The sequence below is a fragment of the Pontixanthobacter aquaemixtae genome, assembly GCF_009827395.1.
Lineage (GTDB): Bacteria > Pseudomonadota > Alphaproteobacteria > Sphingomonadales > Sphingomonadaceae > Pontixanthobacter > Pontixanthobacter aquaemixtae.
Map to the genome: position 1 here is coordinate 1596728 of NZ_WTYX01000001.1, position 24216 is coordinate 1620943.

At 59.8% G+C, this 24216-nt stretch carries 28 protein-coding genes; 13 read left to right on the forward strand and 15 right to left on the reverse strand.

Going from position 1 to position 24216, the window contains the following annotated elements:
* Positions 1–16 precede the first annotated feature (16 nt).
* From GRI41_RS07690 to GRI41_RS07700, 3 genes are all read left to right on the forward strand, one after another.
* Complete coding sequence (locus tag GRI41_RS07690; protein WP_160604171.1) at positions 17–940, forward strand: hemolysin family protein; 924 nt, start codon at positions 17–19, stop codon at positions 938–940.
* A gap of 72 nt (positions 941–1012) precedes the next feature.
* A complete protein-coding gene (locus GRI41_RS07695) occupies positions 1013–1897 on the forward strand; it encodes a LysR substrate-binding domain-containing protein (RefSeq protein WP_160604173.1) in 885 nt (294 codons plus the stop codon).
* Between the two features lie 43 nt (positions 1898–1940).
* Positions 1941–2450 (forward strand): hypothetical protein, encoded by a 510-nt coding sequence (locus GRI41_RS07700; protein WP_160604175.1) that lies wholly within the window; start codon positions 1941–1943, stop codon positions 2448–2450.
* Positions 2451–2454: 4 nt separating this feature from the next.
* Here the strand turns inward: GRI41_RS07700 and GRI41_RS07705 are convergent, their stop codons facing one another.
* Both GRI41_RS07705 and GRI41_RS07710 read right to left on the reverse strand, forming a co-directional pair.
* Positions 2455–3366 carry an alpha/beta fold hydrolase gene (locus GRI41_RS07705; RefSeq protein WP_160604177.1) on the reverse strand — a complete coding sequence of 304 codons (912 nt, stop codon included), beginning with the start codon at positions 3364–3366 and terminating at the stop codon, positions 2455–2457.
* A gap of 30 nt (positions 3367–3396) precedes the next feature.
* Positions 3397–3849 (reverse strand): peptidylprolyl isomerase, encoded by a 453-nt coding sequence (locus GRI41_RS07710; RefSeq protein ID WP_160604179.1) that lies wholly within the window; start codon positions 3847–3849, stop codon positions 3397–3399.
* 125 nt (positions 3850–3974) lie between these two features.
* Between GRI41_RS07710 and mgtE the strand changes: the two genes are divergently transcribed.
* The 4 genes from mgtE to GRI41_RS07730 all read left to right on the forward strand — a co-directional run bounded on the left by mgtE (position 3975) and on the right by GRI41_RS07730 (position 7380).
* Positions 3975–5435: a magnesium transporter gene (mgtE, locus tag GRI41_RS07715; RefSeq protein WP_202388673.1), complete on the forward strand. Its 1461-nt coding sequence runs from the start codon at positions 3975–3977 to the stop codon at positions 5433–5435.
* Between the two features lie 18 nt (positions 5436–5453).
* Entirely contained in the window at positions 5454–5765 is a 312-nt protein-coding gene (locus GRI41_RS07720; protein ID WP_160604181.1) for a hypothetical protein, read from the forward strand.
* Between the two features lie 15 nt (positions 5766–5780).
* Entirely contained in the window at positions 5781–6173 is a 393-nt protein-coding gene (locus GRI41_RS07725; RefSeq protein WP_160604183.1) for a DUF1489 family protein, read from the forward strand.
* A 289-nt stretch (positions 6174–6462) separates the two neighbouring features.
* A complete protein-coding gene (locus GRI41_RS07730) occupies positions 6463–7380 on the forward strand; it encodes an OmpA family protein (protein ID WP_160604185.1) in 918 nt (305 codons plus the stop codon).
* Positions 7381–7571: 191 nt separating this feature from the next.
* Here GRI41_RS07730 and GRI41_RS07735 read toward each other — a convergent pair whose 3' ends face one another.
* The 4 genes from GRI41_RS07735 to GRI41_RS07750 form a co-directional block, all read right to left on the reverse strand.
* The gene (locus GRI41_RS07735; RefSeq protein ID WP_160604187.1) at positions 7572–8681 is read right to left on the reverse strand and encodes a hypothetical protein; all 1110 of its coding nucleotides are present in this window, start codon (positions 8679–8681) and stop codon (positions 7572–7574) included.
* 87 nt (positions 8682–8768) lie between these two features.
* Positions 8769–9479: a DsbA family oxidoreductase gene (locus GRI41_RS07740; RefSeq protein WP_160604189.1), complete on the reverse strand. Its 711-nt coding sequence runs from the start codon at positions 9477–9479 to the stop codon at positions 8769–8771.
* A complete protein-coding gene (nudC, locus tag GRI41_RS07745; protein WP_235901090.1) occupies positions 9479–10348 on the reverse strand; it encodes an NAD(+) diphosphatase in 870 nt (289 codons plus the stop codon). Before nudC ends, GRI41_RS07740 begins: the two co-directional genes overlap by 1 nt.
* A 6-nt stretch (positions 10349–10354) precedes the next feature.
* Entirely contained in the window at positions 10355–11740 is a 1386-nt protein-coding gene (locus tag GRI41_RS07750) for a serine hydrolase domain-containing protein (RefSeq protein WP_160604191.1), read from the reverse strand.
* Between the two features lie 112 nt (positions 11741–11852).
* Here GRI41_RS07750 and GRI41_RS07755 point away from each other — a divergent pair, with 112 nt between their 5' ends.
* Positions 11853–12074, forward strand: a complete 222-nt coding sequence (locus tag GRI41_RS07755; RefSeq protein WP_160604193.1) for a hypothetical protein — start codon at positions 11853–11855, stop codon at positions 12072–12074.
* Here GRI41_RS07755 and GRI41_RS07760 read toward each other — a convergent pair.
* The gene (locus GRI41_RS07760) at positions 12071–13108 is read right to left on the reverse strand and encodes an A/G-specific adenine glycosylase (protein WP_160604194.1); all 1038 of its coding nucleotides are present in this window, start codon (positions 13106–13108) and stop codon (positions 12071–12073) included. The two genes, GRI41_RS07755 and GRI41_RS07760, sit on opposite strands and share 4 nt — an antisense overlap.
* A gap of 29 nt (positions 13109–13137) precedes the next feature.
* Between GRI41_RS07760 and GRI41_RS07765 the strand changes: the two genes are divergently transcribed.
* The 4 genes from GRI41_RS07765 to smc all read left to right on the forward strand — a co-directional run bounded on the left by GRI41_RS07765 (position 13138) and on the right by smc (position 18698).
* Positions 13138–13704: a DUF721 domain-containing protein gene (locus tag GRI41_RS07765; protein WP_160604690.1), complete on the forward strand. Its 567-nt coding sequence runs from the start codon at positions 13138–13140 to the stop codon at positions 13702–13704.
* Positions 13705–13716: 12 nt separating this feature from the next.
* Positions 13717–14388: a DsbA family protein gene (locus GRI41_RS07770; RefSeq protein WP_160604196.1), complete on the forward strand. Its 672-nt coding sequence runs from the start codon at positions 13717–13719 to the stop codon at positions 14386–14388.
* 102 nt (positions 14389–14490) lie between these two features.
* Positions 14491–15240, forward strand: coding sequence for a thioredoxin domain-containing protein (locus GRI41_RS07775; protein ID WP_160604198.1), 750 nt, complete (start codon positions 14491–14493; stop codon positions 15238–15240).
* Positions 15241–15272: 32 nt separating this feature from the next.
* Positions 15273–18698: a chromosome segregation protein SMC gene (smc, locus tag GRI41_RS07780; RefSeq protein ID WP_160604200.1), complete on the forward strand. Its 3426-nt coding sequence runs from the start codon at positions 15273–15275 to the stop codon at positions 18696–18698.
* Positions 18699–18732: 34 nt separating this feature from the next.
* On the opposite strand, the gene GRI41_RS07785 is transcribed toward smc, so the two are convergent.
* From GRI41_RS07785 to rpmF, 5 genes are all read right to left on the reverse strand, one after another.
* Complete coding sequence (locus tag GRI41_RS07785; RefSeq protein ID WP_160604202.1) at positions 18733–19176, reverse strand: MerR family transcriptional regulator; 444 nt, start codon at positions 19174–19176, stop codon at positions 18733–18735.
* A gap of 4 nt (positions 19177–19180) precedes the next feature.
* Positions 19181–19480 (reverse strand): integration host factor subunit alpha, encoded by a 300-nt coding sequence (locus GRI41_RS07790; RefSeq protein ID WP_202388674.1) that lies wholly within the window; start codon positions 19478–19480, stop codon positions 19181–19183.
* Positions 19481–19594: 114 nt separating this feature from the next.
* Complete coding sequence (locus GRI41_RS07795) at positions 19595–20572, reverse strand: beta-ketoacyl-ACP synthase III (RefSeq protein ID WP_160604204.1); 978 nt, start codon at positions 20570–20572, stop codon at positions 19595–19597.
* On the reverse strand, positions 20569–21624 hold the full coding sequence (gene plsX / locus GRI41_RS07800) for a phosphate acyltransferase PlsX (protein ID WP_160604206.1): 1056 nt from the start codon (positions 21622–21624) through the stop codon (positions 20569–20571). The genes GRI41_RS07795 and plsX overlap by 4 nt, the downstream gene beginning before the upstream one ends.
* A gap of 29 nt (positions 21625–21653) precedes the next feature.
* Positions 21654–21833, reverse strand: coding sequence for a 50S ribosomal protein L32 (gene rpmF, locus GRI41_RS07805; RefSeq protein ID WP_160604208.1), 180 nt, complete (start codon positions 21831–21833; stop codon positions 21654–21656).
* A gap of 215 nt (positions 21834–22048) precedes the next feature.
* Here rpmF and GRI41_RS07810 point away from each other — a divergent pair, with 215 nt between their 5' ends.
* Positions 22049–22441 (forward strand): MAPEG family protein, encoded by a 393-nt coding sequence (locus GRI41_RS07810; protein WP_160604210.1) that lies wholly within the window; start codon positions 22049–22051, stop codon positions 22439–22441.
* 11 nt (positions 22442–22452) lie between these two features.
* Here GRI41_RS07810 and GRI41_RS07815 read toward each other — a convergent pair whose 3' ends face one another.
* The 3 genes from GRI41_RS07815 to GRI41_RS07825 all read right to left on the reverse strand — a co-directional run bounded on the left by GRI41_RS07815 (position 22453) and on the right by GRI41_RS07825 (position 24120).
* On the reverse strand, positions 22453–23121 hold the full coding sequence (locus tag GRI41_RS07815; protein ID WP_328600527.1) for an MBL fold metallo-hydrolase: 669 nt from the start codon (positions 23119–23121) through the stop codon (positions 22453–22455).
* A 78-nt stretch (positions 23122–23199) separates the two neighbouring features.
* Positions 23200–23601 carry a hypothetical protein gene (locus GRI41_RS07820; protein WP_160604212.1) on the reverse strand — a complete coding sequence of 134 codons (402 nt, stop codon included), beginning with the start codon at positions 23599–23601 and terminating at the stop codon, positions 23200–23202.
* A 3-nt stretch (positions 23602–23604) separates the two neighbouring features.
* On the reverse strand, positions 23605–24120 hold the full coding sequence (locus GRI41_RS07825; protein WP_328600528.1) for a S24 family peptidase: 516 nt from the start codon (positions 24118–24120) through the stop codon (positions 23605–23607).
* Positions 24121–24216 lie beyond the last annotated feature (96 nt).

Here is a 24216-nt window from a genome sequence, read left to right on the forward strand (position 1 = left end):
GTACCCACGAAGGGCCATGCCCGACATCGACAATTCCGCCGGAGAGGCGGACAGTAGCGGCGGGCTGTGGCCCGCGATCCGGAAATTATTTGGTGCCGACAATGGCGATCGTTCCCTGCGCGCGCAGCTGGAAGAGAAGATTGACGAGCACGAGGGCGAGAATCCCAACGACGACGAGGAAACGCCCAGCAATGGCGATTTGTCGGGTGTCGAACGGCAAATGCTGCGCAACCTCCTCCATTTCAGCGAGCATGACGCGGACGATGTTTCTGTCCCGCGTGGCGAAATAATTGCGGTCTCCGCCGATGCGAGCTGGGATGAGCTGGTCGAACATTTTTCCGAAAACGGCCATTCGCGCATGCCCGTCTATCGCGGGCAGCTCGATCATGTGATCGGCATGGTCCATATCAAGGACGTGTTCCCGTTTCTGGCCAATGGCAAGAAACCGCCGGCGGACTGGACCACGCTGATGCGGCAGCCGCTTTATGTCCCGCAAACGCGCAGCGCGATCGACGTACTGGCTGATATGCGCGCCGCGCGGATGCATCTGGCCATCGTTCTCGACGAATTTTCCGGCACTGACGGGATCATCACTATCGAAGATCTGGTCGAAGAAATCGTCGGCGAAATCGAAGACGAGCATGACGAGCTTGCCGCCGATCTCATCACACCCATCGGCGAAGGCATGTGGGATTGCGATGCGCGTGCAGAGCTGGACGATGTCGCCGAGCAGGTCGACAGCCGCCTCGCCGAAGTGGAAGAGGCCGTCGATACGCTGGGCGGATTGGCCTTCGTACTGGCCGAACAAGTCCCGCAAGTGGGCGCCATCGTGCGACATCCAAGCGGGTGGCAGATAGAGATTACGGCTGCCGATGAAACGCATGTCAAACGCATAAGGCTGCACCCCCCGACCGACACAGATCAGGCGGAAAACGGGTAGAAGTGCAGAAAAAGGTTCGATTTTCTGCAACTAAATTGACGATTATGCGTAGGTGTAGTGAATAGGATTCACATGCCGACTCGCAGATTGCCTCCTCTCCGCGCTCTCGAAGCCTTTATGCGCACCGTGCGCCTTGGTTCCGCGCGCGCGGCAGCCGAGGAACTGGGCCTCAGCCCGTCCGCGCTTTCGCGCCGGATCACCAATCTTGAAGAATTTACCGGTCGCAAACTGTTCACCCGCGCCAAGCAGGCGATGCAGCTGACCGATGAAGGGCAGGCTTTCCACGATGCCGTTGCCGAACCGCTCGATGCGCTGGCCATGGCAATCGAAAACCAGTCGGAAAATCTGTCTCTCCTGCGCCTCAGGCTGGGTGTTTTGCCGCTATTCGGCAGCCAGCGCCTGTTCCCGCATCTGGGCGAATTGCGCAAACGCCATCCGCTGCTGCATATCGATATCGATACCGGCCCGCATCTGGACGACCGCGTGGGCGACACGCTCGACGCGGCGATCATCCTGTCGCGCGGGCCGGATACCGGTTTTCACGCGGTGCGGCTCGATCACAATATGGTCCACGCGATCTGCAGCGTCGAAACCGCGCAGTCGATGGGCCCCACCCCCGATATTGAAAAGCTGTCCAAGCAGACTTTCCTGATCCACAACGAACTCCCGGTCAGTTTCGAGGCATGGAAACAAGCGCTGGGGCTGGAATTGATGGAACCGGCCGCGATTGACCATTACGATTCGGGCCAGCTGATGTTGGAAGCTGCCGCGCAGGGTCTGGGCATCGCGATCATGCATGATGACCACATGAAGCGCGCCGCCGACAGCCGTCTCGCGCATTTGTGGGATACGGAAGTCGAAAGCCCGTACAGCTATTGGTTTATCTGCAAGCCTCAGGCTCTCCAGTCGCGCCCCGTCAGACTGTTCCACGATTGGCTGGTGCAGACGGGGCTTTAAAAGGCTGGGCTATCACAGACCGGGCTATAGGGGATTGACCGCAATGTTTCACAAAATCAGTTTCGCTCTCGCAATGGGCCTGTGTGCACTTCCCGTCAGCGCAAATTCCGCCGAAGAAACCCCGACAGCAGCCACCCCGGCACAGCAATTCTCCGCGATCACTTCGCTTGTCGGCAAGTGGGATGTCGAAGGCAATGACGTGCTCAAAATCCATTTCGAGGCCACCGCCGGCGGATCGGTGATCGTCGAAAAATGGATGGCCGGTGACCGCATGCATTCGCTAACCATCTATCACATGGACGGGGACAGGCTTCTGGCCACGCATTATTGCCCGCAAGGCAATCAACCCAGGCTGGCCGCCGGATTATCGCTGGATGGCGGGATCCGCTTAACTTTTCAGGACGCGACCGATCTCGATTCGAAGGAATCATATCAACACGATCTGCATTTGTCGGTGAAGGAAGACGGTTCGCTGATCCGGTCAGAAACATATTGGGGGCCCGAGGGGGCTGGCGACGAATCGAGCCTGATGCTGACCCGCGCTGCGGGATGATTGGCTAGTCCACTTCCGGCGCAAGTTGGTGGACACAGCGGCCAGCGCCGTCAGACTTTTCCGCCCCGGGATGCACCTTGTCCGCATCGCCGCATTCGACCTCTGGCTTGCGGATGGCATTGGGTTCCAGCAGATCCCATGCCGCCGGATCGCTATAGGCCGCGATCCATGTCAGGCAATCTGCCAGTTTGCGGATCGAATGTTTCGAGCTTGCGCTTTGCGACGGGTTGCAATTGATCACCAGCATATCGGCCGCAGGGGCGGATTTGTATTTGCGCAGCACGCGCAGAAATTCGCCGCGTTCGGACACGGCGAGCCGGTTCATGTCATTCGCCGCCGGATCGCCGCTGAAAAAGGGCGATGTGTTGAACACATAGGCACGCACATCGGGATGTTCGATCGAGATCTGCGTGGCCAGCGCCCCGCCCAGCGAATGGCCGGTCACCACGATCGGGATATCGCCGTTCCCCTCTAAATCGAGCAGCGCCCTTTCGGCGGCGTAGATAGAACGGGCGCCCTCTTTCTGGCTGCTTCCGAAAGAACCGGAGAAAATATCCGATGCAGATCCGAATTCGGTTCCGCGAAAGGCAATGATGCGCGCTTTCAACGCGCCGCGTTTGCCGCCCTGGGCCGCAAAACGGTTAAACACCGAATAGGCGAGGCCGCTACCGTCATTATCCGCCGCCTGCCGCTCGGCCAGCCAGACGGGCAGATCGTAGCTGTCTTCGTCGTCATAGGCGTTGGAGCTGAGCATCGCATAGACGTAACTCTGCGCCGCAGCCTCGCGGACAAAATCGCACCAGCCGCCCGGATCGCTCCGGCACGGACTACGCGATTGGGTGAGGTCGGGAAGCGGCGTAATGCAGCCGGAGAGCGCCAGCGCGCCGAGCAGCGCCGCAAATATGCGGACAGCCATTGCGCTGCGCCCTAACCCGACCACATTGATTTAGGAAACCGTCGCTTTGACGATCTTGCCCGGCGTCGCTGGCGGTTCGCCTTTGGGCAGCGCATCGACATGTTCCATGCCGCTCTCGACCTGGCCCCAGACGGTGTATTGGCCGTCAAGGAAATGCGCATCATCGAAGCAGATGAAGAACTGGCTGTTCGCGCTGTCAGGAACCTGGGTGCGCGCCATCGAACAGGTGCCGCGAACGTGGGGTTCGGAATTGAATTCGGCCTTCAAATCGGGCTTGTCGCTGCCGCTCATACCGGTACCTGTCGGGTCGCCGCCTTGCGCCATGAACCCATCAATCACGCGGTGGAACACGACACCGTCATAGAAACCTTCGCTGGCCAGTTCGGTAATCCGTTCGACATGGCCGGGGGCCAGATCGGGGCGCAGTTTGATCACGACAACGCCGCCCGAGTCGAGCGAGAGGGTAAGTTTTTGGTCCGCCATATTCTGTAATCTCCTTTAATTTGGTGCCCGATATAGGGGCTGACGCGGCAAAGTCACCAGCAAGTGTCACCCGCCGGCGCCGTTTGTCACCTTGCTTTTCAGCCTCCACCGCTTAGACGAGCCACATGGCGCAAAATCACGATCAGGATGGCGATCTGATGCTGGCGGACAATCCGGCAGATGACGAAGTGCGCCCCGATGACCGGATCGATGACGAACGGCTGGACGAAGAAAACACGCTGAAAGCCGATTATGTGCGCGCGGTGCGCGATGCGCTGGAAGAAGGCGACAAGTCGCAGGTCTATGACCTGGTCGAGCCGCTTCACCCCGCCGACATCGCCGACCTTGTCGAATTGTGCGATGCCGATGAACGGCGCGCGCTGGCCGAGGCGATTACCGATCTGATGTCGAGCGATGTGATCGCCGAACTCAACGATCACGTGCGCGAAGACATGATGGAAGCGCTGCCCGCAGAGGCGGTTGCATCCATCGCCGAACAGCTGGAAACCGATGACGCGGTCCAGATGATCGAAGATCTCGACGAGGAAGACCAACAGGCTGTCCTCGCCGAAATGGACGATGATGACCGGGTCGCGATCGAAAGCGCGCTCGCCTATCCGGAAGAAACCGCCGGTCGTCTGATGAGCCGCGAATTCGTGGCGGTTCCCGAACATATGACCGTGGGCAGCCTGATCGATTTTCTTCGCGATGAAGCCAATTCGGGTGTCGATCTGACCAATGATTTCTACGAAGTCTTCGTGGTTGACCACAAACATCATCCGGTCGGCACCTGCCAGCTAAGCTGGATCTTGCGGACCCCGCGCCATATCGCGCTGGCCGATGTGATGAAGCGCGACCAGACGCTGATCCCCGACATGATCGATCAGGAAGAAGTCGCGCTGATGTTCCAGAAATACGCGCTGATTTCGGCGGCGGTGGTCGATGAAAACGGCCGGCTGGTCGGGCAAATGACCGTCGATGACGTGGTCCACATCATTTCCGAAGAGGCAAGCGAAGACGCGCTGCTGATGTCGGGTGCGGGTGATGGCGACATTAACGAGCCAATTCGCGAAGCCTATGAAGCGCGCGTGCTGTGGCTGATCGCCAATCTCGGCACCGCGCTCGTCGCCAGTGTGATCATCTGGTATTTCGGCGCGGCTATTGAAAAGCTGGTTGCGCTGGCGGTGCTGATGCCGATTGTCGCCAGCATCGGCGGCAATGCGGGCACGCAGACGATGGCGGTGTCAATCCGCGCAATTGCGATGAACCAGCTGACCGAGGCGAATACCGGCCGCATCCTGTGGCGCGAAATGCGCGTGGCCTTGCTCAACGGGGCGACCATTGCGACATTGATCGGGGCCGCTACAGCGGTTCTGTTCACCCCCATGCTCGGCGCAGTGATTGCGGTGGCGATGATCATCAACATTGTTGTGGCCGGCCTTGCCGGTGTGCTGGTGCCGGTGATGTTCGAACGGCTGAAACAGGACCCTGCGGTGGCCAGTTCGGTGTTTGTCACGATGATCACCGATTCGATGGGCTTCTTCGCCTTCCTCGGCCTCGCGGTGGCAGCAGGACTGGCCGCGTAAGCAAGGGAGAGCGACAAAGTGGCAGCGCACGAAGCCTCGATGAATTTCGACATGGAGCATGTCCGGCCGTTTCTCGAACAGCTCAATGCCAAGCTCTCGCTGGGTTTGGCAATCGACCATCTGGTAAGCCGGATCGAAGCGACCGAGCACGATTCCGCCTATGGCTGCGATCTGACCGTCCGCTTTCAAGGGCAGGACGAGAATTTGAAATTCTCTGCCTATATCGACGATATCGATGCGCCCGATCTCTATTTCATTGTTTACAATCCAGACCTTGCCACGGCCATCGACGCCGAGATGGAAGCATTTTGCGAAGCAAACGGATCGTGAGGGTTTAACCGCAAGATGCCCCTCCACATGACCAAAATCGCATTCGGCGCGAAAAGCTGGGATGATCTGGCCAGCTGGTTTGTCGAGCGTGACGAATTTCTGATGACCACCCGCTATCTGCCCAAACGGCATGAAGAAATGGTCGGCGGATCACTCTATTGGATACTCAACCACGCGCTGGTCGCGCGTTCGCCCATTCTTGGCTTTCTCCGCGCGAAAGACGGGCGTTGGCATATCCAGCTCGATCCGGTGCTGATCCCTGTCGAAGCGCGCCCCAAACGCGCGCATCAGGGCTGGCGCTATCTGAGCGATGAAGACGCCCCGCGCGATCTCGACGAGAACGAGCGTGTGGACGATGTGATGCCCGGCAAGATGATGGGCAAATTGCAGCGGTTGGGCCTGATCTAACGCGCCCTTCACCGCCCCCAGCCCCGACAAATTCCTGTTGCAAAAGAACGGTTCGCCGCAGCTCATGCTCGAATGAACCGCGGAATGGCCCTTGGCGGCCCATGCGTTCATCGCAGCGACAGGGTGGAACCAACAGGCAGCGGCATCGGAATTTTACATTTGTGCGCACCCGCAGAAATGCAAGCTTCCGCAATGGACGGATTTTGAATGCCAGGGAGTGAATGCGGCAGGATCGGATCAATGGCCGCGTAAACGCATCCCGGGCAAAGTTTATTCAAGGAATCGCCCAATGAGAATTACCCCAACCCAGCCCAAACTTCTGCTGTTGTCCGCCGCGCTTGCCATGCCTCTGGCGGGTGCTGCATCGGCGCAGGAACTTGTTTCCTATCAACCCGACTCCGCGATGGCAGACGCCCAATTGGTGGTCACCGGCCTACCTCCCGCAGATCTTTCAGGAATGGATCAGGGCCCCGATGTGGACGGATTTATCTCCGCGCGTCGCGGTGAAAAATTACAGATCACGACGGTCGATGGATCAAACACTTCGATTTTGATCAGCGAAGGCACCACAATCAAATCCACAGGTGGCTTCCTAGGCCTCAGCCGCAACCGGCTTGAATCCGATGCGCTGCTCAACGGCCTGCCGGTTTCGATCGAAACGGTGCAGTGGGGCGGCAATCTGGTCGCCAGCGAAGTGGAATTGAAAAGCAAGGATCTCAAAACCGCTTCGATGATCCGCAACGGCACCGAACAACGCTTTGGCGAACAGGGCGCGGCGATCAGCCAGAATGCGGCAGCCACCGAAGCACTGCGCGGGCGTTTCGGCGATATTGACCAGTACAATGTCAAAGGCACGACCAATGTCTATTTTGACACCGGCAAGCACAGCCTTTCTGCCCGGGCGCGCAACGAGCTTTGCTCTGCAGCGGCGCAGGCTGGCAGCATGGACAACGCGCTGCTGCTGGTGGTCGGGTATACCGATTCAACCGGCAGCTACGAGGTCAACCAAGCGCTGAGCGAGCGCCGCGCCGGGCGCGTGGTAAATTATCTGCAGCAGCAATGCGGTTGGAAACCCTACCGGATGCTGACCCCGACGGGCATGGCCGAAGCCGACCCGGCGGCGAGCAATGCCACCGCAGCGGGCAAGGCACAGAACCGCCGCGTGGCGGTCAACATTCTGGTCAGCAAAAGCGTTGACGGATACTAAGCCGGACTAACCGGATGGTGACGCGCGCATAACTGCAACGATCATGCGCGCGTCACATTCATCACCACCCTTACAGCGAGGCGATTGCGGGCACATAACGGTCCGCAATCGCATGGTGGTGACGCCTGACCTTACTCGCACCTAGGTAGTGGCGATCGCTTGCGGCCGACGCGCAACACGGCCCGTTGTCCTTACCGGCTTGTCGCGGTCGCCCATTCATGCGCATCGGCAAGACTGCTGATCTGAAACAGCCCCTTTCGGGATTGCCCGACCGATAGCGGTGATCGGCGGTCGATATGGCCATCGGGCCGTACAATCTTCAATTCGTATGGTTTGTCCGTGCTCAACAAAATTTTTGTCTGGCTGGGCGACAAGGCCCACACACCCGGCGCGGTTCGGGTGAAGCGAAGATCGGATGAAGGTTCCACGCCCCATACCATTCGACCAAGAGAGCCAGGCTCAGGATCACTCCTCACGACCTCCGCTACGACACTTGTGATCGCTGCTCTTGAACCCAATTTGACCGTGTGAAACTCTAAACCGCCCCCCTTACGCATTTTCATAACAAAGCTTGTTCCTGCGCGGGTCCTGTATTTGGTACTTTGTACGATATATCCCGAATTCTGGCCAAGCCGCAGCCCCTTCGCGGCGGTGAAATCCCGAATATCCTTCACCAATGGCTGACCAATTACGGCCAGCATTTTGTAGGAACGACGCAGATCGTAGATGCTAGTGTTTCTGGTCAGCTCGCTGCTGCAGCGCTGGGGATCTTGCGGATCAACAAGGGGCGCAACCAGCTTTTCGACAGATTGGCGAATTGCGTTCAATTCGGCAGATCTATCCGCTTCGGGAATTTGACGTTTTATGGCCTGCTCCAATCGTGTCGCAGGAACTGGGCCATCCTTCCAACAAGAAGCCGGGAAGAACGACAATTGGATCAACTTATTGTCGCCAGAGCCGTTGATGTTCGAAAAAGTGCCTTCATAGTCCTTGCGAATTTTCGCGCAGCCCAGACGATCAACGTCATCTGCTGCGGAGGCAATCCTATTCTTGATTTCGTCGTTGTACCGGAAGCGTCCAAAAATATTGTAGAGATAGTTTCTGCCCTCAAGCGTCAGGCCGCCGCACTTCTCATTGTATTCGTGAATGGCTGCCGCGCTGTGAATTCTGTTCACCTGCTCTTGCTGCGCGGTTTCTTGATCAGAGCCGCCTGCCGGCTGTGCGTGCGCGGCCCCGCCGGCAAGCAGGAGCATAGCAACGAACGGGATCAGAGCAGCACGCATGGATTTTCCTTTTTGCATTGTTTTGCCAATGGTTTAGCTGCGCGGCTCTGCCAGTCAAACGGGTTTGATAGGAAAATTTTTCGCGCCGCTATGCGGAACGCGGCATCATTGCGGAAACTTCTCCGCCACCCGGCGTAGCGCGTTGACATAGACTTCGGGCACTTGCGCACCGGGGATCATCATCTTGCCATCGACAATCATCGCCGGAACACCGGTGATATTGAGATCAAATGCCTGCGCCTGTTCGGCGCGGACATGCTGCGCCATGCGCGGATCATCGAGCGAGGCCTCGGCGGCGTTTCGATCCAGCCCCGTTTCCTCCACTACATCGAGCAGCACATCGCGCTGCCCGATATTGCGGCGCCGGTTAAAATGCGCCTCGAACAGAGCGAGCTTCAGCTTGGTCTGCTGCGCCGGACCTACCGCCGCAAGCGCCCAGCTGAGCACTTTATGCGCATCGAATGTGTTCCACATCATCGCCGGAGGGGCCTCGCCCTCATCTCCTTGGGCTGCTTCGTAATCGAGCGACACTCCGGCTTGTTCGGCCACTTCGCGCATCTGGTTCTGGATGCCTTTGGTTTCCTCGGCAGAGCGGCGATATTTGCGCGCGATATGTTCGGAGCGTTCCTCGCCCTCCGCCGCCATGTCAGGATTGAGTTCGAACGGCCGCCAGCGGATCTCCGCTTCGATCTCGCCTGCAAGTTCGGCGAGCCCTTTCTGCAATTGCCCATATCCGATGATGCACCACGGGCACATGACATCCGAATAGATGTCGATCGTCATTTTGCGGAGTGCGCCAGCGGTTTCTTGGGGCATTATGCGTGCTTCTCCAGCCACCAATTGAGCAGATGATGCGCGATGGCCTGTTTGGGCGGCGTGTTCATCGGGGCATCGGCATCGCCGTTCATCGAAGCGGCGACTTCATCGCGGGTGAACCAGCGGGCATCGGCAAGTTCGGTGGTGTCGAGCGTGATTTCATCATTTTCCGCGATGGCATAGCACCCCATCATCAATTGTGAGGGGAACGGCCAAGGCTGGCTGGCAATATAGCCCACTTCCTTGGCGACAATGCCCGATTCCTCCAACACTTCGCGCGCCACCGCTTCTTCGATGCTTTCACCCGGCTCGACAAAGCCTGCCAGCGCGGAATAGGCACGCTCCGGCCATCCCAGACCGCGGCCCAGCAGCAATCTGCCCTCATGCTCCACCAGCATGATCGTTACCGGATCGGTGCGCGGAAAATGTTCGGTCGAACAACTTGTGCAGGTCCGCTGCCAGCCGCCCTTGGCAATTTTGGTTGCACCGCCGCACGCCGCGCAGAAGCGGTGCCGCGCATGCCAATCGACAATGCTCCGCGCGCCGCCATAAAGCGCAAGGTCATCCGCCCTGAGCGTCGCCATCAGCGACCAAAGCTGCGGATTGGCCATGCGCGGGCTGGAATCGCCCTCTGGCGGGACCGCGGCAAAACAGGCCTTCCCCTCATCCAGCCCGAGAAACACCAGTTCCGCATCCTCGGCTGCATCGGCCAGCGTGCCCCAGGCGAGCGAGCCGGCATCGTCCATCTCGGGCATCAGGCCGCTCAATTTGAGCAACCGCGCCTTCCAGTTCATCAACCCGGCAAGTTCATCCGGATTGGCGCGGATATTGTCAGCGCGGTCAAGCCGCGATCCGGTAAATGCGAGCATGACGGTTTACGAGTTGTTGGCTTCGGCCGGCTGTGCAGCACCGTCGGCTGGATCGACGGCCTCGGCGGCCTCAGCAGCGGCGGCATCACTCTGCATCTTCGCCAGATCCTGCAACACCCATCTGGGGAAGTCTTGCTGGATGGGATAAGCGTTGGAAGGCATATATTGGGTGAACATCGCCGCACGCAGCCCGCTTTCCATATCGGCAAAGGCAGCCGTACCAGCCGCGCCGCCCCAACCGAATGCGGTTCCGGTGACACGCCCGCCAGCGCCGAATCTCTGCCCCTCTACCCAGGTGCCGGTAACATCGGCCGTGCTTGGCAGAATATCGCTGGTGGCGATTTCGACCGTGCTCGCTTCCATCACGCGCGTCCCGTCAATCTCGCCCTTGCCGACCAGCATCCGCAGGAATCGGTCATAATCGCTGGGGCTGCTGACCAGCCCTGCACCGCCGAAGGGGAATGCCGGATCATCGAGATAGATCGAACCCGCCGCCGGATCGATCGGCAATGGTATGCCGTTGAAAATGGCGTAATTGGTGGTGAAGCGACTGACTTCGCTTGCAGGGACTTTGAACCATGTGCTGTCCATCCCGCAAGGCTGGAACAGCCGCTGCGACAGAAACGCATCGAAAGACATTCCCGACACAACTTCGATCACCCGGCCCAGAAGGTCGAGGCCGACCGAATAGCTCCATTTGGTCCCCGGCTGATAGACCAGCGGGAGCTTTGCCAGTTCGTCGGCAAATTTTTCCAGGCTTTCGGCTGGCTCCGCGCGGCCAATTCCGGGGATCGGTATCCGGCTGACCTGGCCGGGGCTGACGCCGTTGCTTTCATAGGCCTGTTTGATCGGGCCGGTCTGGACAATGCCGTATCCCAGACCCGCCGTATGAGTCAGCAATTGGCGGATTGTGATGGGGCCATTTGCCGGTTCCAGATTGTCCTCTGTAATCGCGCCATCATATTCCTTCTGCACTTGCATATTGGCGAAAGCGGGAAGGATTTCCGCCAGCGGCGTGTCGAGCGTGAGCTCGCCATCTTCGACCAGCATCATCGTGGCAATGCCGGTAATCGGCTTCGTCATAGAATAGATGCGATAAAGCGAGTCGGCATTTGCAGGGGTCAATCCGTCAATCTGCAAAGTTCCCTGACTGATAAGTTCAAAGGGATCCTGCCCCCACCCCAAAGCGGCAACCATATTGGCGACTTTGCCCCCGCCGACATATTCACTGATCTTGCCGCGGATGATCGGCCATGTGGTGCTGTCCACCTGCGCGAAAGCGGCGGTTCCCATCGGGAAACCCGCAAGCGCCGAACCCACACCCAGCATCGCGCCGCCACGCAGCAGCGATCGACGCGACAGCTGATCTGCTTCAAACATACCGTAAGCCATAGACAGGTCCTCTTTTGAAATTTGATTGCCCTATTGGGGGAAGCAGACTGAACGGTCAATTACAGGACAGCTCGCTCTTGAAACCGCTCGGTGTCATACCTATGTAATACACATGCTGAATATACTCTCTTACCTCCTCGGTATCATCTCGCTCATCGTGGTCATTCCGGCGACCATCCCATTGCTTGGCTGGGCAAACTGGCTGGCACTGCCGGTGATCGTGATCGGCGTGGTTCTTGGCGCCTTGTCATCGCGCGATGGAGGCAGGAATTTCTGCCTGATTGTCGGCCTGATTGCGGTCGTGCGCCTTAGTCTGGGCGGCGGGATACTCTAATCCTGCGCGGCTGCCAGACTGGCGGCTTTGGCAAACAGGGTCGGTAAGCCGGCGCTTTCCAGATCATCGATGGGCCACCATTCGCCCGCTTGCTCGCCGGGTGAATGGTCACTGTCCAGTTTCACCACCGCCATTTCCAGCGAGAAATGGGTAAAGCTGTGGCGCACGATGCCCAGAGTTTCGCCTTCCCCCGCGAGCGGCGCCGTTCCACTGCCATCGGCACCAGCGCGCCAGCCGTCATCGGGAAAGGCGCGCATCCCGCCCAGCATGCCCTTATCGGCCCTTCTTACCAGCCAGACTTTGCCGCCTTGCGCGATCCAATAGGCGGTGCCTTGCCTCACCGGCTTGGCCTTCTTCGCGGCTTTGATCGGGAAGCGGGCGGGGTCAGCAGAAGCATAGCCCTGACAATCCGCCGCTAGCGGACACAAGGCGCAATCGGGATCGCGCGCGGCACAGATGCCTGCGCCCAGATCCATCATCGCCTGCGCAAAGTCACCCGCGCGATCATCGGGAGTGATAGCGCCAGCTTTTTCGCGGATTGTCTTTCGCGACGCGGGCAATGGCTGCGCGATTGCAAACAGCCGCGACACCACCCGCTCTACATTGGCATCGACCACAACCGCGCGCTGTCCGAAGGCAATCGCGGCAATCGCGGCGGCGGTATAGGCCCCCACACCGGGCAGTTTCACAAGCTCCACTTCGGTTTCGGGAAAACCGCCCATCCGGGCCGCTGCGCGCGCGCATTTCACCAGATTGCGCGCCCGCGAATAATATCCCAGCCCCGCCCACGCAGCCATCACATCTTCCTCCGGCGCTTGCGCAAGCGCTTCCACCGAAGGCCAGCGTTCGGTGAATTTGGCGAAATAGGGCTTTACCGCGGCAACGGTGGTCTGCTGCAGCATCACTTCGGACAGCCACACACGATAGGGATCGGTCAGGGGCGACCCGGGCCGCGCGCGCCAGGGCAGACTGCGCGCATGCACATCGTACCATGCGAGCAGTTTGTCGCTGATTGTTTCCATACTGGCGGTCACGCCGCGCCTATGGCATGGCGCGCAGCACGATGGAACGCGACGGAGACAAACCTGCACAGAAAGTGCCTGCGAAGCGGCGCGCCAAGCCCAAGCAATGGCAGCGCGCGCGCGGCGGACCGGCCAAACCCATTTCCGAATTGATGCCGCAAATCGGACGCACCGCATTCCGCCGCTTCGGCTTCGTCCAGTCTTCTGTTGTCACCCGCTGGCCGGAAATCGTCGGCGAAACCCATGCCAAGGTCTGCGCCCCCGAATCGATCCGCTTTCCGCCGGGCGACAAGGAAAACGGCATTCTCCAACTGGTCGTGGTTCCCGCCCATGCGCCGCTGATCCAGCACGTCATTCCGGAGATTATCGAGCGGGTGAACCGCTTCTTCGGCTATCAGGCGGTGATCAAGGCCAAAATCCGGCAAGGTGCGGTTAACCCGCCGAGCGATAACAGCCGCGCGAAGGCACCGCCTTCGCTCAAGCCGATCCCGATGGAATTGGGGGACAGCCTGCGCGATGTCGGCGATCCGGAATTGCGTACAGTGCTCGAATCGCTCGCGCGCAGTCTGGGAAACCAGAGCGATGACGACATCGACGCTATCGAATAGGAACCCAAGGCTTTGAAAAATCTGCTTCGCCCGGTCTTTCTTGTCGGCGCTGCCTTGCTAACCATCGGGGCCAACCAGAATTGGCATGCCGCGGTGGTGAAGACAGATCGCAGCCACCAGATCGGCAATCCGGAGGCGAAAGTGAAGCTGACCGAATTTGTCAGCTATACCTGCCCGCATTGCGCCAGCTTTGCCGCAAAGGGCGAACCGGTTTTGCAATTGGCCTATATCGGCCAGGGAACCGTCCAGCTCGAAATCCGCAGCATAATCCGCAATGATGTTGATCTGACCATCTCGCTGCTGGTCGGCTGCGGCGATACTGACAAGTTCATGCGCAATCACACCTATTTCATGAGCACCCAGGACAAATGGCTGAAAGTGTTCGAGAATTCGACTTTGGGGCAAAGGCTTCGCTGGTCCTCCGCCGACGGTCCGACCGCCAGACGCGCGATTGCCAGCGATGCCGGATATTACCAGATGATGGAAACGCGCGGGTACACCCGCACCGAGATTGACCGATGCCTGTCGGACGACAAGGAAGCCGAAAGACTGGAAGCCAACACACTCGCCGATTTTGCCGAATATAAGGTCCGGGGCACTCCCAGCTTTGCGATCAACGGCGAATTGCTGGATCACGTCCATTCATGGCAGGCGCTGGAGCCTGTCCTCAACGCGAATTTTTAAGGCACAAGTCTTGGGACAAACTGTGGATAGCGCTATCGAGTGCTTTACCCGCCCGCCCCTTCGTATAGCCTCCACCAACATTTTTACGGATATAGACCCGATATGACCATTCTTCGCAAAATCGCCCTCGCCACTTTCGCTGCGCCGCTCGCATTGGGTTTGGCCGCATGCAATTCCGAAGCCGACGATGTTGGCGTGGAAGAAGGCGCGCAGATCGCCCCGATTGCAGCGCCTGAAGGCACTGCATGGACCGAAGTGGTCAATGTTTCGGAAGAAGGCGGCTATGTTCTGGGCAATCCCGATGCGCCGCTGAAAGTGGTTGAATATGCCTCGCACACATGCGGCGCTTGCGCACAGTTCAGCGTCCAAGGTGGGCCGCCGCTGCAGGAAGAATATGTGAACAGCGGCCGGGTCAGCTACGAATTGCGCAATCTGGTGCGCGATCCGATCGATCTGGTCATTTCGACAATGGCCCGCTGCGGTGAACCCGCCGCCTTTATCCCGCGCGCCGATCAGGCATGGGCGAGCTTCAATGAAGTGATGGGCGGCGCGCAGAGCAATGGCCAAGCCTTGCAGCAGGCGATGGAAATGCCCGAAGAGCAACGCTACGTCGCGATTGCCGAGGCCGCCGGCCTGTTCGGCTTCTTCCAGGCCCGCGGCCTTCCGCGTGATCAGGCGCAGACTTGTCTCGCCGATGTCGACAATGTGAAAGCAATTGCCGAACGCTCCGCCGCGCAATCGAACGAATTGGGCGTCAATGCGACGCCGACATTCTTCCTCAATGGCCGCAAGCTGGACGTGAACCAGTGGCCCGGTCTTGAACCGATCCTGCAACGCGCGGGCGCACGCTAAAGCGGCGACTGACGGGGGGAACGGCAGCAGCGATGCAAATAAAACGGCTCAAGCTCAGCGGCTTTAAAAGCTTCGTCGAGCCAGCCGAATTGCGCATCGAAAAGGGACTGACCGGCGTTGTCGGGCCCAATGGCTGCGGCAAATCCAATCTGCTCGAAGCGATCCGCTGGGTGATGGGCGAAAACTCGCCCAAATCGATGCGCTCGGGCGGAATGGACGACGTTATTTTTGCCGGCACCGAGCAACGCCCGCCGCGCGATTTCGCAGAGGTTGTTCTCCACGCCGAAGACGATGACGGCGAAGACCTGGACGTGATGCGCCGGATCGAACGCGGTGCAGGTAGTGCGTACCGCGTCAACGGCAATGATGTGCGGGCGAAGGATGTCTCGCTGACCTTCGCCGATGCCGCAACCGGTGCGCATAGCCCCGCTCTGGTCAGCCAGGGCAAGATCGCGCAAGTCATTGCCGCCAAGCCGACCGAACGCCGGCAAATGCTCGAAGAGGCCGCTGGCATTGCCGGGCTTCACGTGCGCCGCCGCGATGCCGAGAGCAAGCTGCGTTCGACCGAGAAAAATCTCGAGCGGTTGGAGGACCTGATGGCGGGCCTCGACACGCAGATGGCGTCGCTGCGCAGGCAGGCCAAACAGGCTGAACGCTATACCAAGCTGACCGACCAGATTACGATTGCTGGGGCCCGCGTGCTGTTTGCACGGTGGCGCGATGCGGCAGCAGCGGCCGATGCTGCGCGCGAGCAGGCGCAGGCGGCAGAGGCACGCGTTACCGCCGCCAAGGAAGCCACCGACGCAGCGCAAAAGGCCCAGCATGACGCGGCGAAAACGCTGTCCGAAGCGCGCGAGGAACAGGCCGACCGGCGCGATGATGCCAGCGCGCATGGCCACCGGATGGCCGCGCTCACATCGCAACTGGAAGCCGCAGAGCAGCGGCTGGCCGATCTCGACCGGCAGAAATCCCGGCTGGAGGAAGATCGCGGCGAGGCGGACCGGCTGACCAAAGACGCCGCCGAAGCGCTGGCACGGCTTGAGAAGGATCTGGCCCAAAGCGAAAAATCGCTCAGCGCCGATGAAGAGCGCCGCCCTGCGCTGGCAGAAGCGCTCGAAGAAGCAGAACGCGCCGGACGCGCTGCGGAACTGGCGCTGGCCAAGGCGACCGCCGATCAGGCAGGCGTCGAAGCCGAATGGCGCGTTGCCGAAGCAGAAGTTGCGCAGGCCCAATCGCGTCTCGACCGGTTGAATGCCGAAAGCGAGCGGCAGGCGCAAACGCGCGCGTCGCTGTCGCAAGCGGGCGATCCCGCGCAAGCGGTTGCGCAAGCCAAAAGCGATGCCGAGCAGGCCGCCGACACGCTGTCCAAACTGCGCGCCGATCTGGAGCAGCAACGCGAAAGCAAGCAGGCTTTGCAAACCGCGCGCGATGAAGCCGGAACCGCGCTTGCCGCGGCGAAGGCCGAACTGGCCGGGATCGAACGCGAATATAATGCGCTGGTGCGCGATCGCGATGCGCGCGAGAGGCAACGCACGCAGCGCAAGGGCCTGCCTGCCGCTCTCGATGAAGTGCGCGCCAAGCCCGGCTATGAACGCGCATTGGCTGCCGCGCTGGGCCGCGATGCGAAGTCGCCATTGGGCACTCCATCCGACGAAGGCGAAGGACGTTTCTGGACGGGCAGCGATGCCCCCAAAGCTGTCGCCGATAGTCTTGCCGCCTATGTCACATCCTGCCCCGCGCAGCTGAAAGCCCGTCTGGCGCTGGTCCATGTCGCCGAAAGCGATGATGGCCGCAAGCTGGGCCCAGGCGAATGGCTCGTCACCATCGGCGGGCATCTGCGCCGCTGGGACGGCTTCGTCGCGCGCGGTGAAGGCGCAGCCGAAGCGGCCCGGCTGGAAGCCGAAAACCGTCTTGCCGAGCTTGAGGCGGAGCTGCCCGCAAAACGCACCGCATCCGAACATGCAGAGGCAGCGCAGGCAGAGGCGCAGGGCCAATTGGCGGCTTTGCAGACGGCATTGGTAGCGCGCGAACGCGAGGTTGGCGAAGCGGCGGAGGCCGAGCGGCACGCTTTGCGCGCGCTCGATCAGGCAGAAGTGGCGCGCGAACGGCTCGCTTCACGATTGCAGGAACTCGACACCGCAGAGGCCGATCTGGCCGAGCAGACAAAGCTTGCCCAGGCCGATCTTGAACAGGCAAAGGCAAAGCGCAGAGAGCTTCCCGCGCCCGATACCGGCCGGGCCGCATTGGAAGCCGCGGGCTCCAAACACGATGTCGCGCGATCGGCGCTTCAGGCCGCCACCGCGACTTTGGCCGCGCATGATCAAGCGCTTGCGGTCGCGCGCGAGCGGACTGCGGCGCAGCGCAGCGACATGGCCAACTGGCAAACGCGATCGGGCGAGGCGGCGCAGCGGCTGTCCGATATGGCGCGCCGGTTCGAAGAAATCGAAGAGGAACGCGCGGTGTTCGCGGCAAAGCCTGAAGGGCTGATGCGCGAGATCGAGCAAGGCGATGCGGTGCGCGAACGGCTGACCAAGGATCTCGCCGCTGCCGAAGCCGTGGTTGCCGCCGCGCAGGAAACGGCGCAGCAAATCGACCGGACATTCGCCGAAGCCACTGAAGCACTCGCCACCGCACGCGAATCGCGTGCCGGCCTGTCCGCCCGCGCGGAAAGCGAAGAAGCGCGCCGGACGGAAATGGCGCGCGTCTCTGGCGAACGCTTCCAATGCCCGCCGCCGATGCTCGCCAACAAGTTTGAATTCGACGCCGACGAGGTCAAGAATTCGGGGCTCGAAAGCGAGGAGCTGGAGCGTCTTACCGCGAGCCGTGAGCGCATCGGACCGGTCAATCTGGTGGCGTCCGAAGAACTGACCAAACTCGAAGAAGAGCACGGATCAAGCGCAGCCGAACAGGAAGAATTGCACGAGGCGGTCAACCGGCTGCGCGGATCAATCGGCAGTTTGAACCGCGAGGGGCGCGAGCGTCTGAAAACCGCGTTCGAGCAAGTCGACACGCATTTCCGCCGACTGTTCACGCGGCTGTTCAATGGCGGCCAGGCCCATCTGGCACTGATCGACAGCGATGATCCGCTGGAGGCGGGTCTGGAGATATTTGCGCAGCCGCCGGGCAAGAAATTGCAATCTCTGACATTGCTTTCGGGCGGAGAACAGGCGCTGACCGCCATCGCGCTGATCTTTGCGCTGTTCCTGACCAATCCCGCGCCGATCTGCGTGCTGGACGAAGTCGACGCGCCGCTCGACGACGCCAATATTGACCGGTTCTGCGACCTGCTCGACGCGATGAGCAAGGAAACCAAGACGCGCTATCTGATCGTCACGCACAATGCGGTAACGATGAGCCGGATGCATCGCCTGTTCGGCGTGACAATGGTCGAACAGGGCGTCTCCCGCCTCGTCAGTGTCGATCTGGATGTGGCCGAGGAACTGGTCGCGGCGCAGTAGCAGAAAGTTCGGGCGCCCTTGCCGGGATGCGGATTTAAGCGTCCAGCGCCGCCACCAGGCGGGCGCGAATTCCTTTGAGTTGGGCAATCACCTCTGCCGGAACGACCGGCTCCGCTGGTGGCGCAATGGGTGCGGGGTCAATTGCGGGGGCCGCAGCAGGTGCCGCAGCGGGTGAATGTTCCGTTTCCGCAGCAGGAGCGGGTGGCGGAGCATCCTCTCCCTTGCCGTCTTCCAGCGCTTGTTGAGCGCCTTTCAAAGTATAGCCGTCACGGTTCACCAGCTTGTCGATTTTTTCGATCAGCTCGACATCTTCGGGCCGGTAATAACGGCGCCCGCCGCTCCGCTTGAGCGGTTCGAGCATCGGGAATTGCTGTTCCCAATAACGCAATACATGGGTTTTGATATCCAGCGCTTTGCTGACTTCACCAATCGTGCGGAGCGCGCCTTCGTCTTTTCCGTCTTCGAATTGGGCGCTCATCCATTTATCCCTTGGCAATACGCTCTTTCAGCAGCTGGCTGGCGCGAAAAGTCATGACCCGGCGCGGGGTGATTGGCACTTCAACGCCGGTTTTCGGGTTGCGGCCGATACGTTCTTTCTTGTCGCGCAGGATGAAGCTTCCAAAGCCGGAAATCTTCACATTCTGCCCGTCAGACATGGCATCACACATATGCGCAAGGATCGCTTCCACCAGGTCCAGCGACTCGGCCCGCGAGAATCCCATTTTGCGATTAATCGTCTCTGCCAGATCGGCTCTTGTCAGTGTGTTTACTGAACGAGACATTCGCTCTCTCCCTTACCGGCGCGACCCAGGTTTTTCGGAATTAAGGTATGTACGTAGCTGCTTTCGCCCTTTTGGGCAAATAATTTGGTGCAAAAAACGCAACAATATTGCGGATTACATTCTCACCAGCGATGCACCCCAGGTGAATCCGCCGCCCATCGCTTCAAACATGACCAGATCGCCTTTCTTGATCCGGCCATCCCGGATGCCAACATCGAACGCCAATGGCACCGAAGCGGCAGAGGTATTGGCATGCTGGTCCACGGTGACAATCACCTTCTCCGCCGGCAGCCCCAGCTTGCGCGCGGTTGCGTCAAGAATGCGGGCATTGGCCTGATGCGGTACCACCCAGTCGATGTCAGCCGCAGCATGCCCTGACGCGGCGAGCGTTTCCTTGAGAACATCGGACAGATTAACCACCGCATGGCGGAAAACCTCGCGGCCCTTCATGCGCAATTTGCCGACCGTCCCGGTGGTCGAAGGCCCGCCATCGACATAGAGCAATTCGTTATGCTTGCCGTCCGCATGCAGCTTGGTGGACAGAACGCCTGGGCCGTCTTTGGGACCGTCTTCGGCAACCTCTTGCGCTTCCAGCACCATCGCGCCCGCGCCATCACCAAACAGCACGCAAGTGGTCCGGTCTTCCCAGTCGAGAATGCGGCTGAATGTCTCTGCCCCGATCACCAATGCGCGTTTTGCCATGCCGGTGCGCAGCATCGAATCGGCCGTGCCCAATGCATAGAGAAAGCCCGAACAGACCGCCGCGACATCGAATGCAATGCCGCCATTGCAGCCGAGATTGTGTTGGACCTGCGTTGCGGTGGCAGGAAATGTCTGATCCGGAGTGGCGGTGGCCAGCACGATCAGATCGACATCCTTGCCATCCATGCCCGCCGCCTCAAGCGCACGCTGCGCTGCCTGCGTTGCCAGCGACGATGTGGTTTCCCCGTCATCGGCAATATAGCGCTGGCGGATGCCGGTACGCTCGACAATCCATTCGTCCGTCGTATCGACGCGCTGCGAAAGCTCTTCGTTGGAGACAGCCTTGCCAGGCAAGGCAGAACCACTGCCACGGATGACCGAACGGATCACTTGGCCGCGCTATTATCAAAAGCGGCGTCGTCGCGGGCTTGCAATTCGGCAAGGCCGGCGCTGATACGCTGCGTCAGATTTTCTTCGAGCAAGCGCGCAGCAACCGTGACGGCATTGGCCACCCCGCCCGCGCTCGCGCTGCCATGGCTTTTCACCACAACCCCGTTGAGGCCAAGGAACACCGCGCCATTGTGATTGTTGGGATCGAGATGATGCTTGAGCAATTCGGTTGCCGGGCGCGACACCAGAAATCCGATCTTTGACCGCAGCGAGCTGGTGAAGGCATTGCGCAACAGATCGGTCACAAATCGCGCGGTTCCTTCGATCGCTTTCAAAGCGATATTGCCGGAGAAACCGTCGGTCACCACAACGTCCACTTCGCCGCGATTGATCTTGTCCGATTCGACATAGCCTTCGAAGCTCATATCGAGGCCGGGCGCTTCCTGAAGCTGCTCCGCCGCTTCGCGCAGCCGGTCAAAACCCTTGTTTTCCTCTGTCCCGATATTCAGCAGGCGGACGCGCGGCATATCGCGCCCGGTGAGAATTTTCGAATAGGCAGCGCCCATAATCGCGAACTGGACCAGATTGCGCGCATCGGCCTCTGTATTTGCGCCCAGATCGAGCATGATGACATCATTATCGCCCAGCGTTGGCATAAGCGCCGCAAGCGCAGGGCGATCGATCCCCGGCATTGTCCGCAGCGCAAGCTTGCTCATCGCCATCAGCGCGCCGGTATTCCCGCCGCTGACCGCAGCGCCGGCATCGCCTTTTTTTACCGCATTGACGGCAAGCCCCATCGATGTCGTCTTCGCGCGGCGCAGCGCCTTGGTCGGCAGCTCGTCCCCGCTGACAACATCATCGCAATGAAGAATTTCGGATGCACCGCGCATATTGGGATGATCTTGCAGCGCGGCTTTGATCCGCGCTTCATCGCCAACCAGCAGGAACTGGAACTGGTCATGCCGGCGGCGCGCTTCGGCAGCGCCGTCGATCATAACGCGCACGCCTTCATCGCCGCCCATCGCATCAACGGCGATACGCGGGAGGCTCATGGGCGTTTACTCCGGGACAATGTGTGGTCTTAGAGACCTACTGCGACAATTTCGCGTCCATTATAGTGGCCGCAAGCGTTGCACATATTGTGCGGACGCTTCAGCTCGCCACAATTGCTGCATTCATGGAATGCTTCGGGCTTCAGCGAATCATGCGAACGACGGATACCGCGACGGTGCGGCGAAACTTTTCTCTTAGGGACAGCCATAGCGGCACCTGTTCCTTGAATTAAACTGCAGATTGTTAGGGCCGCTTTAAGCGAAGGCCCTGCCCTGCACAAGCAATACTCGCGCATGGGAATCAAAGCCCGGCTCTCACGGGAAGGGGCGCGCTATAGAGGAAATTCGCCGCAACGCAACCCGCGACATTGCTATTCGCTGCAAGAATGAGTAGCAAAGCGAAACTTAAACGGAGGGATTCCCGATGATTTTACCAGTAACGCTTTGCACCGCTGCGGCAATGGCCGTTCTCACCATCTGGCTGATGGTCCGGATCGGCAAATTGCGCGGGCAAGAGAAAATCCTGCACGGCGATGGCGGCAATCCCGGATTGATCCGGCGGATGCGCGCGCAGCTCAATTTCGTGGAAAGCGCGCCCTTTGTGCTGGCATTGGCCGCAGGAATCGAGATCACCGGCAAAGGCGGCCAATGGCTCGCTTATGTGGCCGGCATCTATATTCTCGGCCGGGTTGCGCATGCCATCGGGATGGACGCCGAAACAGCAGCCAAAACCCGCGTCGCTGGTGTGGTGATCACTTTGCTGACATTGCTCGGCCTGGCAATTGTTGCCGTGCTGATCGCCGCAGGTGTGATGTAAGTCGCCTGCAATCAGCTGAGCGCGTAATCGCTCACGAACTGGTTGGTCTTGCGCTCTTGGCCAAAAGTGCTGGTCGGGCCGTGGCCTGGAATGAAAGTCACGTCCCCGCCCAGCGGCCATAGCTTTTGCGTGATCGCATCGATCAGATCCTGATGGTTGCCCATCGGGAAATCGGTGCGCCCGATTGACCCTTGAAACAGCACGTCGCCGACAATCGCGAATTTGCTCGGCCCGTGGAAAAACACCAAATGTCCTGGCGTATGGCCGGGGCAATGGATGACGTTGAGCGTGAGCTCACCCACCGTCACCGTATCGCCATCCTCCAGCCAGCGATCCGGCTCGAACACTTCGCCGCGAATGCCGTATTTCGCGCCGTCTTCGTCGAGCCGCGAAATCCAGAAACGGTCCGCCTCATGCGGGCCTTCGATTTGCACGCCCATTTCCTTGGCGAGAATTCCGCTTTCGCCGCAATGGTCGATATGGCCATGGGTTATGAGGATTTTCTCCAGCTCGACGCCGGATTTTTTCAGACCGGCTTTAAGTTTGTCGAGATCACCCCCCGGATCGATCAGCGCGCCTTTCATCGTTTTGGTGCACCAGATCAGGCTGCAATTCTGCTGCAGCGGTGTCACCGGCATAATCGCGGCGCGCATGGGTGGTTGGGGTTTGGTTTCGGTCATGCTGGCGATTTGGAGCCACTTGCGAGTGAATGCAAGGACAGTGAGCAAGCCCAAGCTTTCAGCTCAATATCATTGGGGCTAAAACTTCCGTGCTCCGGGTTCTGCAACGACCTGGTACTCGTCTTGCCAGATAATATGGCCTGGATCGCGAGTAGTCAGAATGTCAACATGCACGCCGCATGCCTCCAAGGCTAACTTTAGCTGATGCATTTGGCGGATATGATCGGCGGCTGCGGGTTTGAACCAAGATAGGCCCGGTTGTCCGCGCCCTTTCCAACCGCCTCTAGAAAATTGGCTGGGAACAGTGAGGTGTTGCTGGAACCAGTCAGAAAGCTCGCCAATCTGCTTAAGAGCCCATGAAGGCGCAAAATCGCAATCTCTTGCCTCATCAAATGCTTGGAATAACCCAAGCCTCTGCTTCTGCGACTCTACTCGACGATAGCAAACGAAACGGACGAAAGTTCGGTCAAACTTGGCCACGAACTACAACCTCCCGCTCTTCCACACCACGCGGCCGATAATCTCTACCTCATCTGCCGACACTTCAATCGGCGGATAGGCGAGGTTCTGGCTGAGCAGTGACACACGCCCTCCCCCTTGCGATGCGACGCGTTTGACCAGCAGCGTGTCTTCCAGCCGCACCACATGGATACCATCGCGGAAGGGGCGCTGCGACCGGTCGACCAGCACTTCGTCGCCCGCACGAAGCAGCGGCTCCATCGAGTCCCCCTCCACCACAATTGCTGAGAGATCGGCCCCCTCTAGCCCCTGTTCGCGCAGCCACCGCTGCGAGAAACGGAAATTGTCGAAGGGAATTTCCTCTCCCACCGTTGCCCCGGGGCCGGCGGAGGCGCTGAGCGCGAGGCGCGGCACATCGACCCAGCCTTTCTCCAGAGGCAATCTCTTCGTCGGCATATAGGATTTTTCCGCCGGTCCGCCCAGTTCCGATTCGGGCACGTCGAAAAACTCCGCGAGCATCCGGCGATCATGCTCGCTCAAGCGCCTCGGGCTACCTTTTGACGTAAACTGCTGCAAATACGTCTTATTTTTCCCAATCATCTCGGAAAGGCTGCTCAGCGAACAGCTTTGCGATTG

Excerpts from the sequence above, each read along its gene's own strand:
- GRI41_RS07690 (WP_160604171.1), top strand. The coding sequence starts at position 17 with ATGCCCGACATCGACAATTCCGCCGGAGAGGCGGACAGTAGCGGCGGG.
- GRI41_RS07695 (WP_160604173.1), top strand. The coding sequence starts at position 1,013 with ATGCCGACTCGCAGATTGCCTCCTCTCCGCGCTCTCGAAGCCTTTATG.
- GRI41_RS07700 (WP_160604175.1), top strand. The coding sequence starts at position 1,941 with ATGTTTCACAAAATCAGTTTCGCTCTCGCAATGGGCCTGTGTGCACTT.
- GRI41_RS07705 (WP_160604177.1), bottom strand. The coding sequence starts at position 3,366 with ATGGCTGTCCGCATATTTGCGGCGCTGCTCGGCGCGCTGGCGCTCTCC.
- GRI41_RS07710 (WP_160604179.1), bottom strand. The coding sequence starts at position 3,849 with ATGGCGGACCAAAAACTTACCCTCTCGCTCGACTCGGGCGGCGTTGTC.
- mgtE (WP_202388673.1), top strand. The coding sequence starts at position 3,975 with ATGGCGCAAAATCACGATCAGGATGGCGATCTGATGCTGGCGGACAAT.
- GRI41_RS07725 (WP_160604183.1), top strand. The coding sequence starts at position 5,781 with ATGCCCCTCCACATGACCAAAATCGCATTCGGCGCGAAAAGCTGGGAT.
- GRI41_RS07730 (WP_160604185.1), top strand. The coding sequence starts at position 6,463 with ATGAGAATTACCCCAACCCAGCCCAAACTTCTGCTGTTGTCCGCCGCG.
- GRI41_RS07735 (WP_160604187.1), bottom strand. The coding sequence starts at position 8,681 with ATGCAAAAAGGAAAATCCATGCGTGCTGCTCTGATCCCGTTCGTTGCT.
- GRI41_RS07740 (WP_160604189.1), bottom strand. The coding sequence starts at position 9,479 with ATGCCCCAAGAAACCGCTGGCGCACTCCGCAAAATGACGATCGACATC.
- nudC (WP_235901090.1), bottom strand. The coding sequence starts at position 10,348 with ATGCTCGCATTTACCGGATCGCGGCTTGACCGCGCTGACAATATCCGC.
- GRI41_RS07750 (WP_160604191.1), bottom strand. The coding sequence starts at position 11,740 with ATGGCTTACGGTATGTTTGAAGCAGATCAGCTGTCGCGTCGATCGCTG.
- GRI41_RS07755 (WP_160604193.1), top strand. The coding sequence starts at position 11,853 with ATGCTGAATATACTCTCTTACCTCCTCGGTATCATCTCGCTCATCGTG.
- GRI41_RS07765 (WP_160604690.1), top strand. The coding sequence starts at position 13,138 with ATGGAACGCGACGGAGACAAACCTGCACAGAAAGTGCCTGCGAAGCGG.
- GRI41_RS07775 (WP_160604198.1), top strand. The coding sequence starts at position 14,491 with ATGACCATTCTTCGCAAAATCGCCCTCGCCACTTTCGCTGCGCCGCTC.
- smc (WP_160604200.1), top strand. The coding sequence starts at position 15,273 with ATGCAAATAAAACGGCTCAAGCTCAGCGGCTTTAAAAGCTTCGTCGAG.
- GRI41_RS07785 (WP_160604202.1), bottom strand. The coding sequence starts at position 19,176 with ATGAGCGCCCAATTCGAAGACGGAAAAGACGAAGGCGCGCTCCGCACG.
- GRI41_RS07790 (WP_202388674.1), bottom strand. The coding sequence starts at position 19,480 with ATGTCTCGTTCAGTAAACACACTGACAAGAGCCGATCTGGCAGAGACG.
- plsX (WP_160604206.1), bottom strand. The coding sequence starts at position 21,624 with ATGAGCCTCCCGCGTATCGCCGTTGATGCGATGGGCGGCGATGAAGGC.
- rpmF (WP_160604208.1), bottom strand. The coding sequence starts at position 21,833 with ATGGCTGTCCCTAAGAGAAAAGTTTCGCCGCACCGTCGCGGTATCCGT.
- GRI41_RS07810 (WP_160604210.1), top strand. The coding sequence starts at position 22,049 with ATGATTTTACCAGTAACGCTTTGCACCGCTGCGGCAATGGCCGTTCTC.
- GRI41_RS07815 (WP_328600527.1), bottom strand. The coding sequence starts at position 23,121 with ATGACCGAAACCAAACCCCAACCACCCATGCGCGCCGCGATTATGCCG.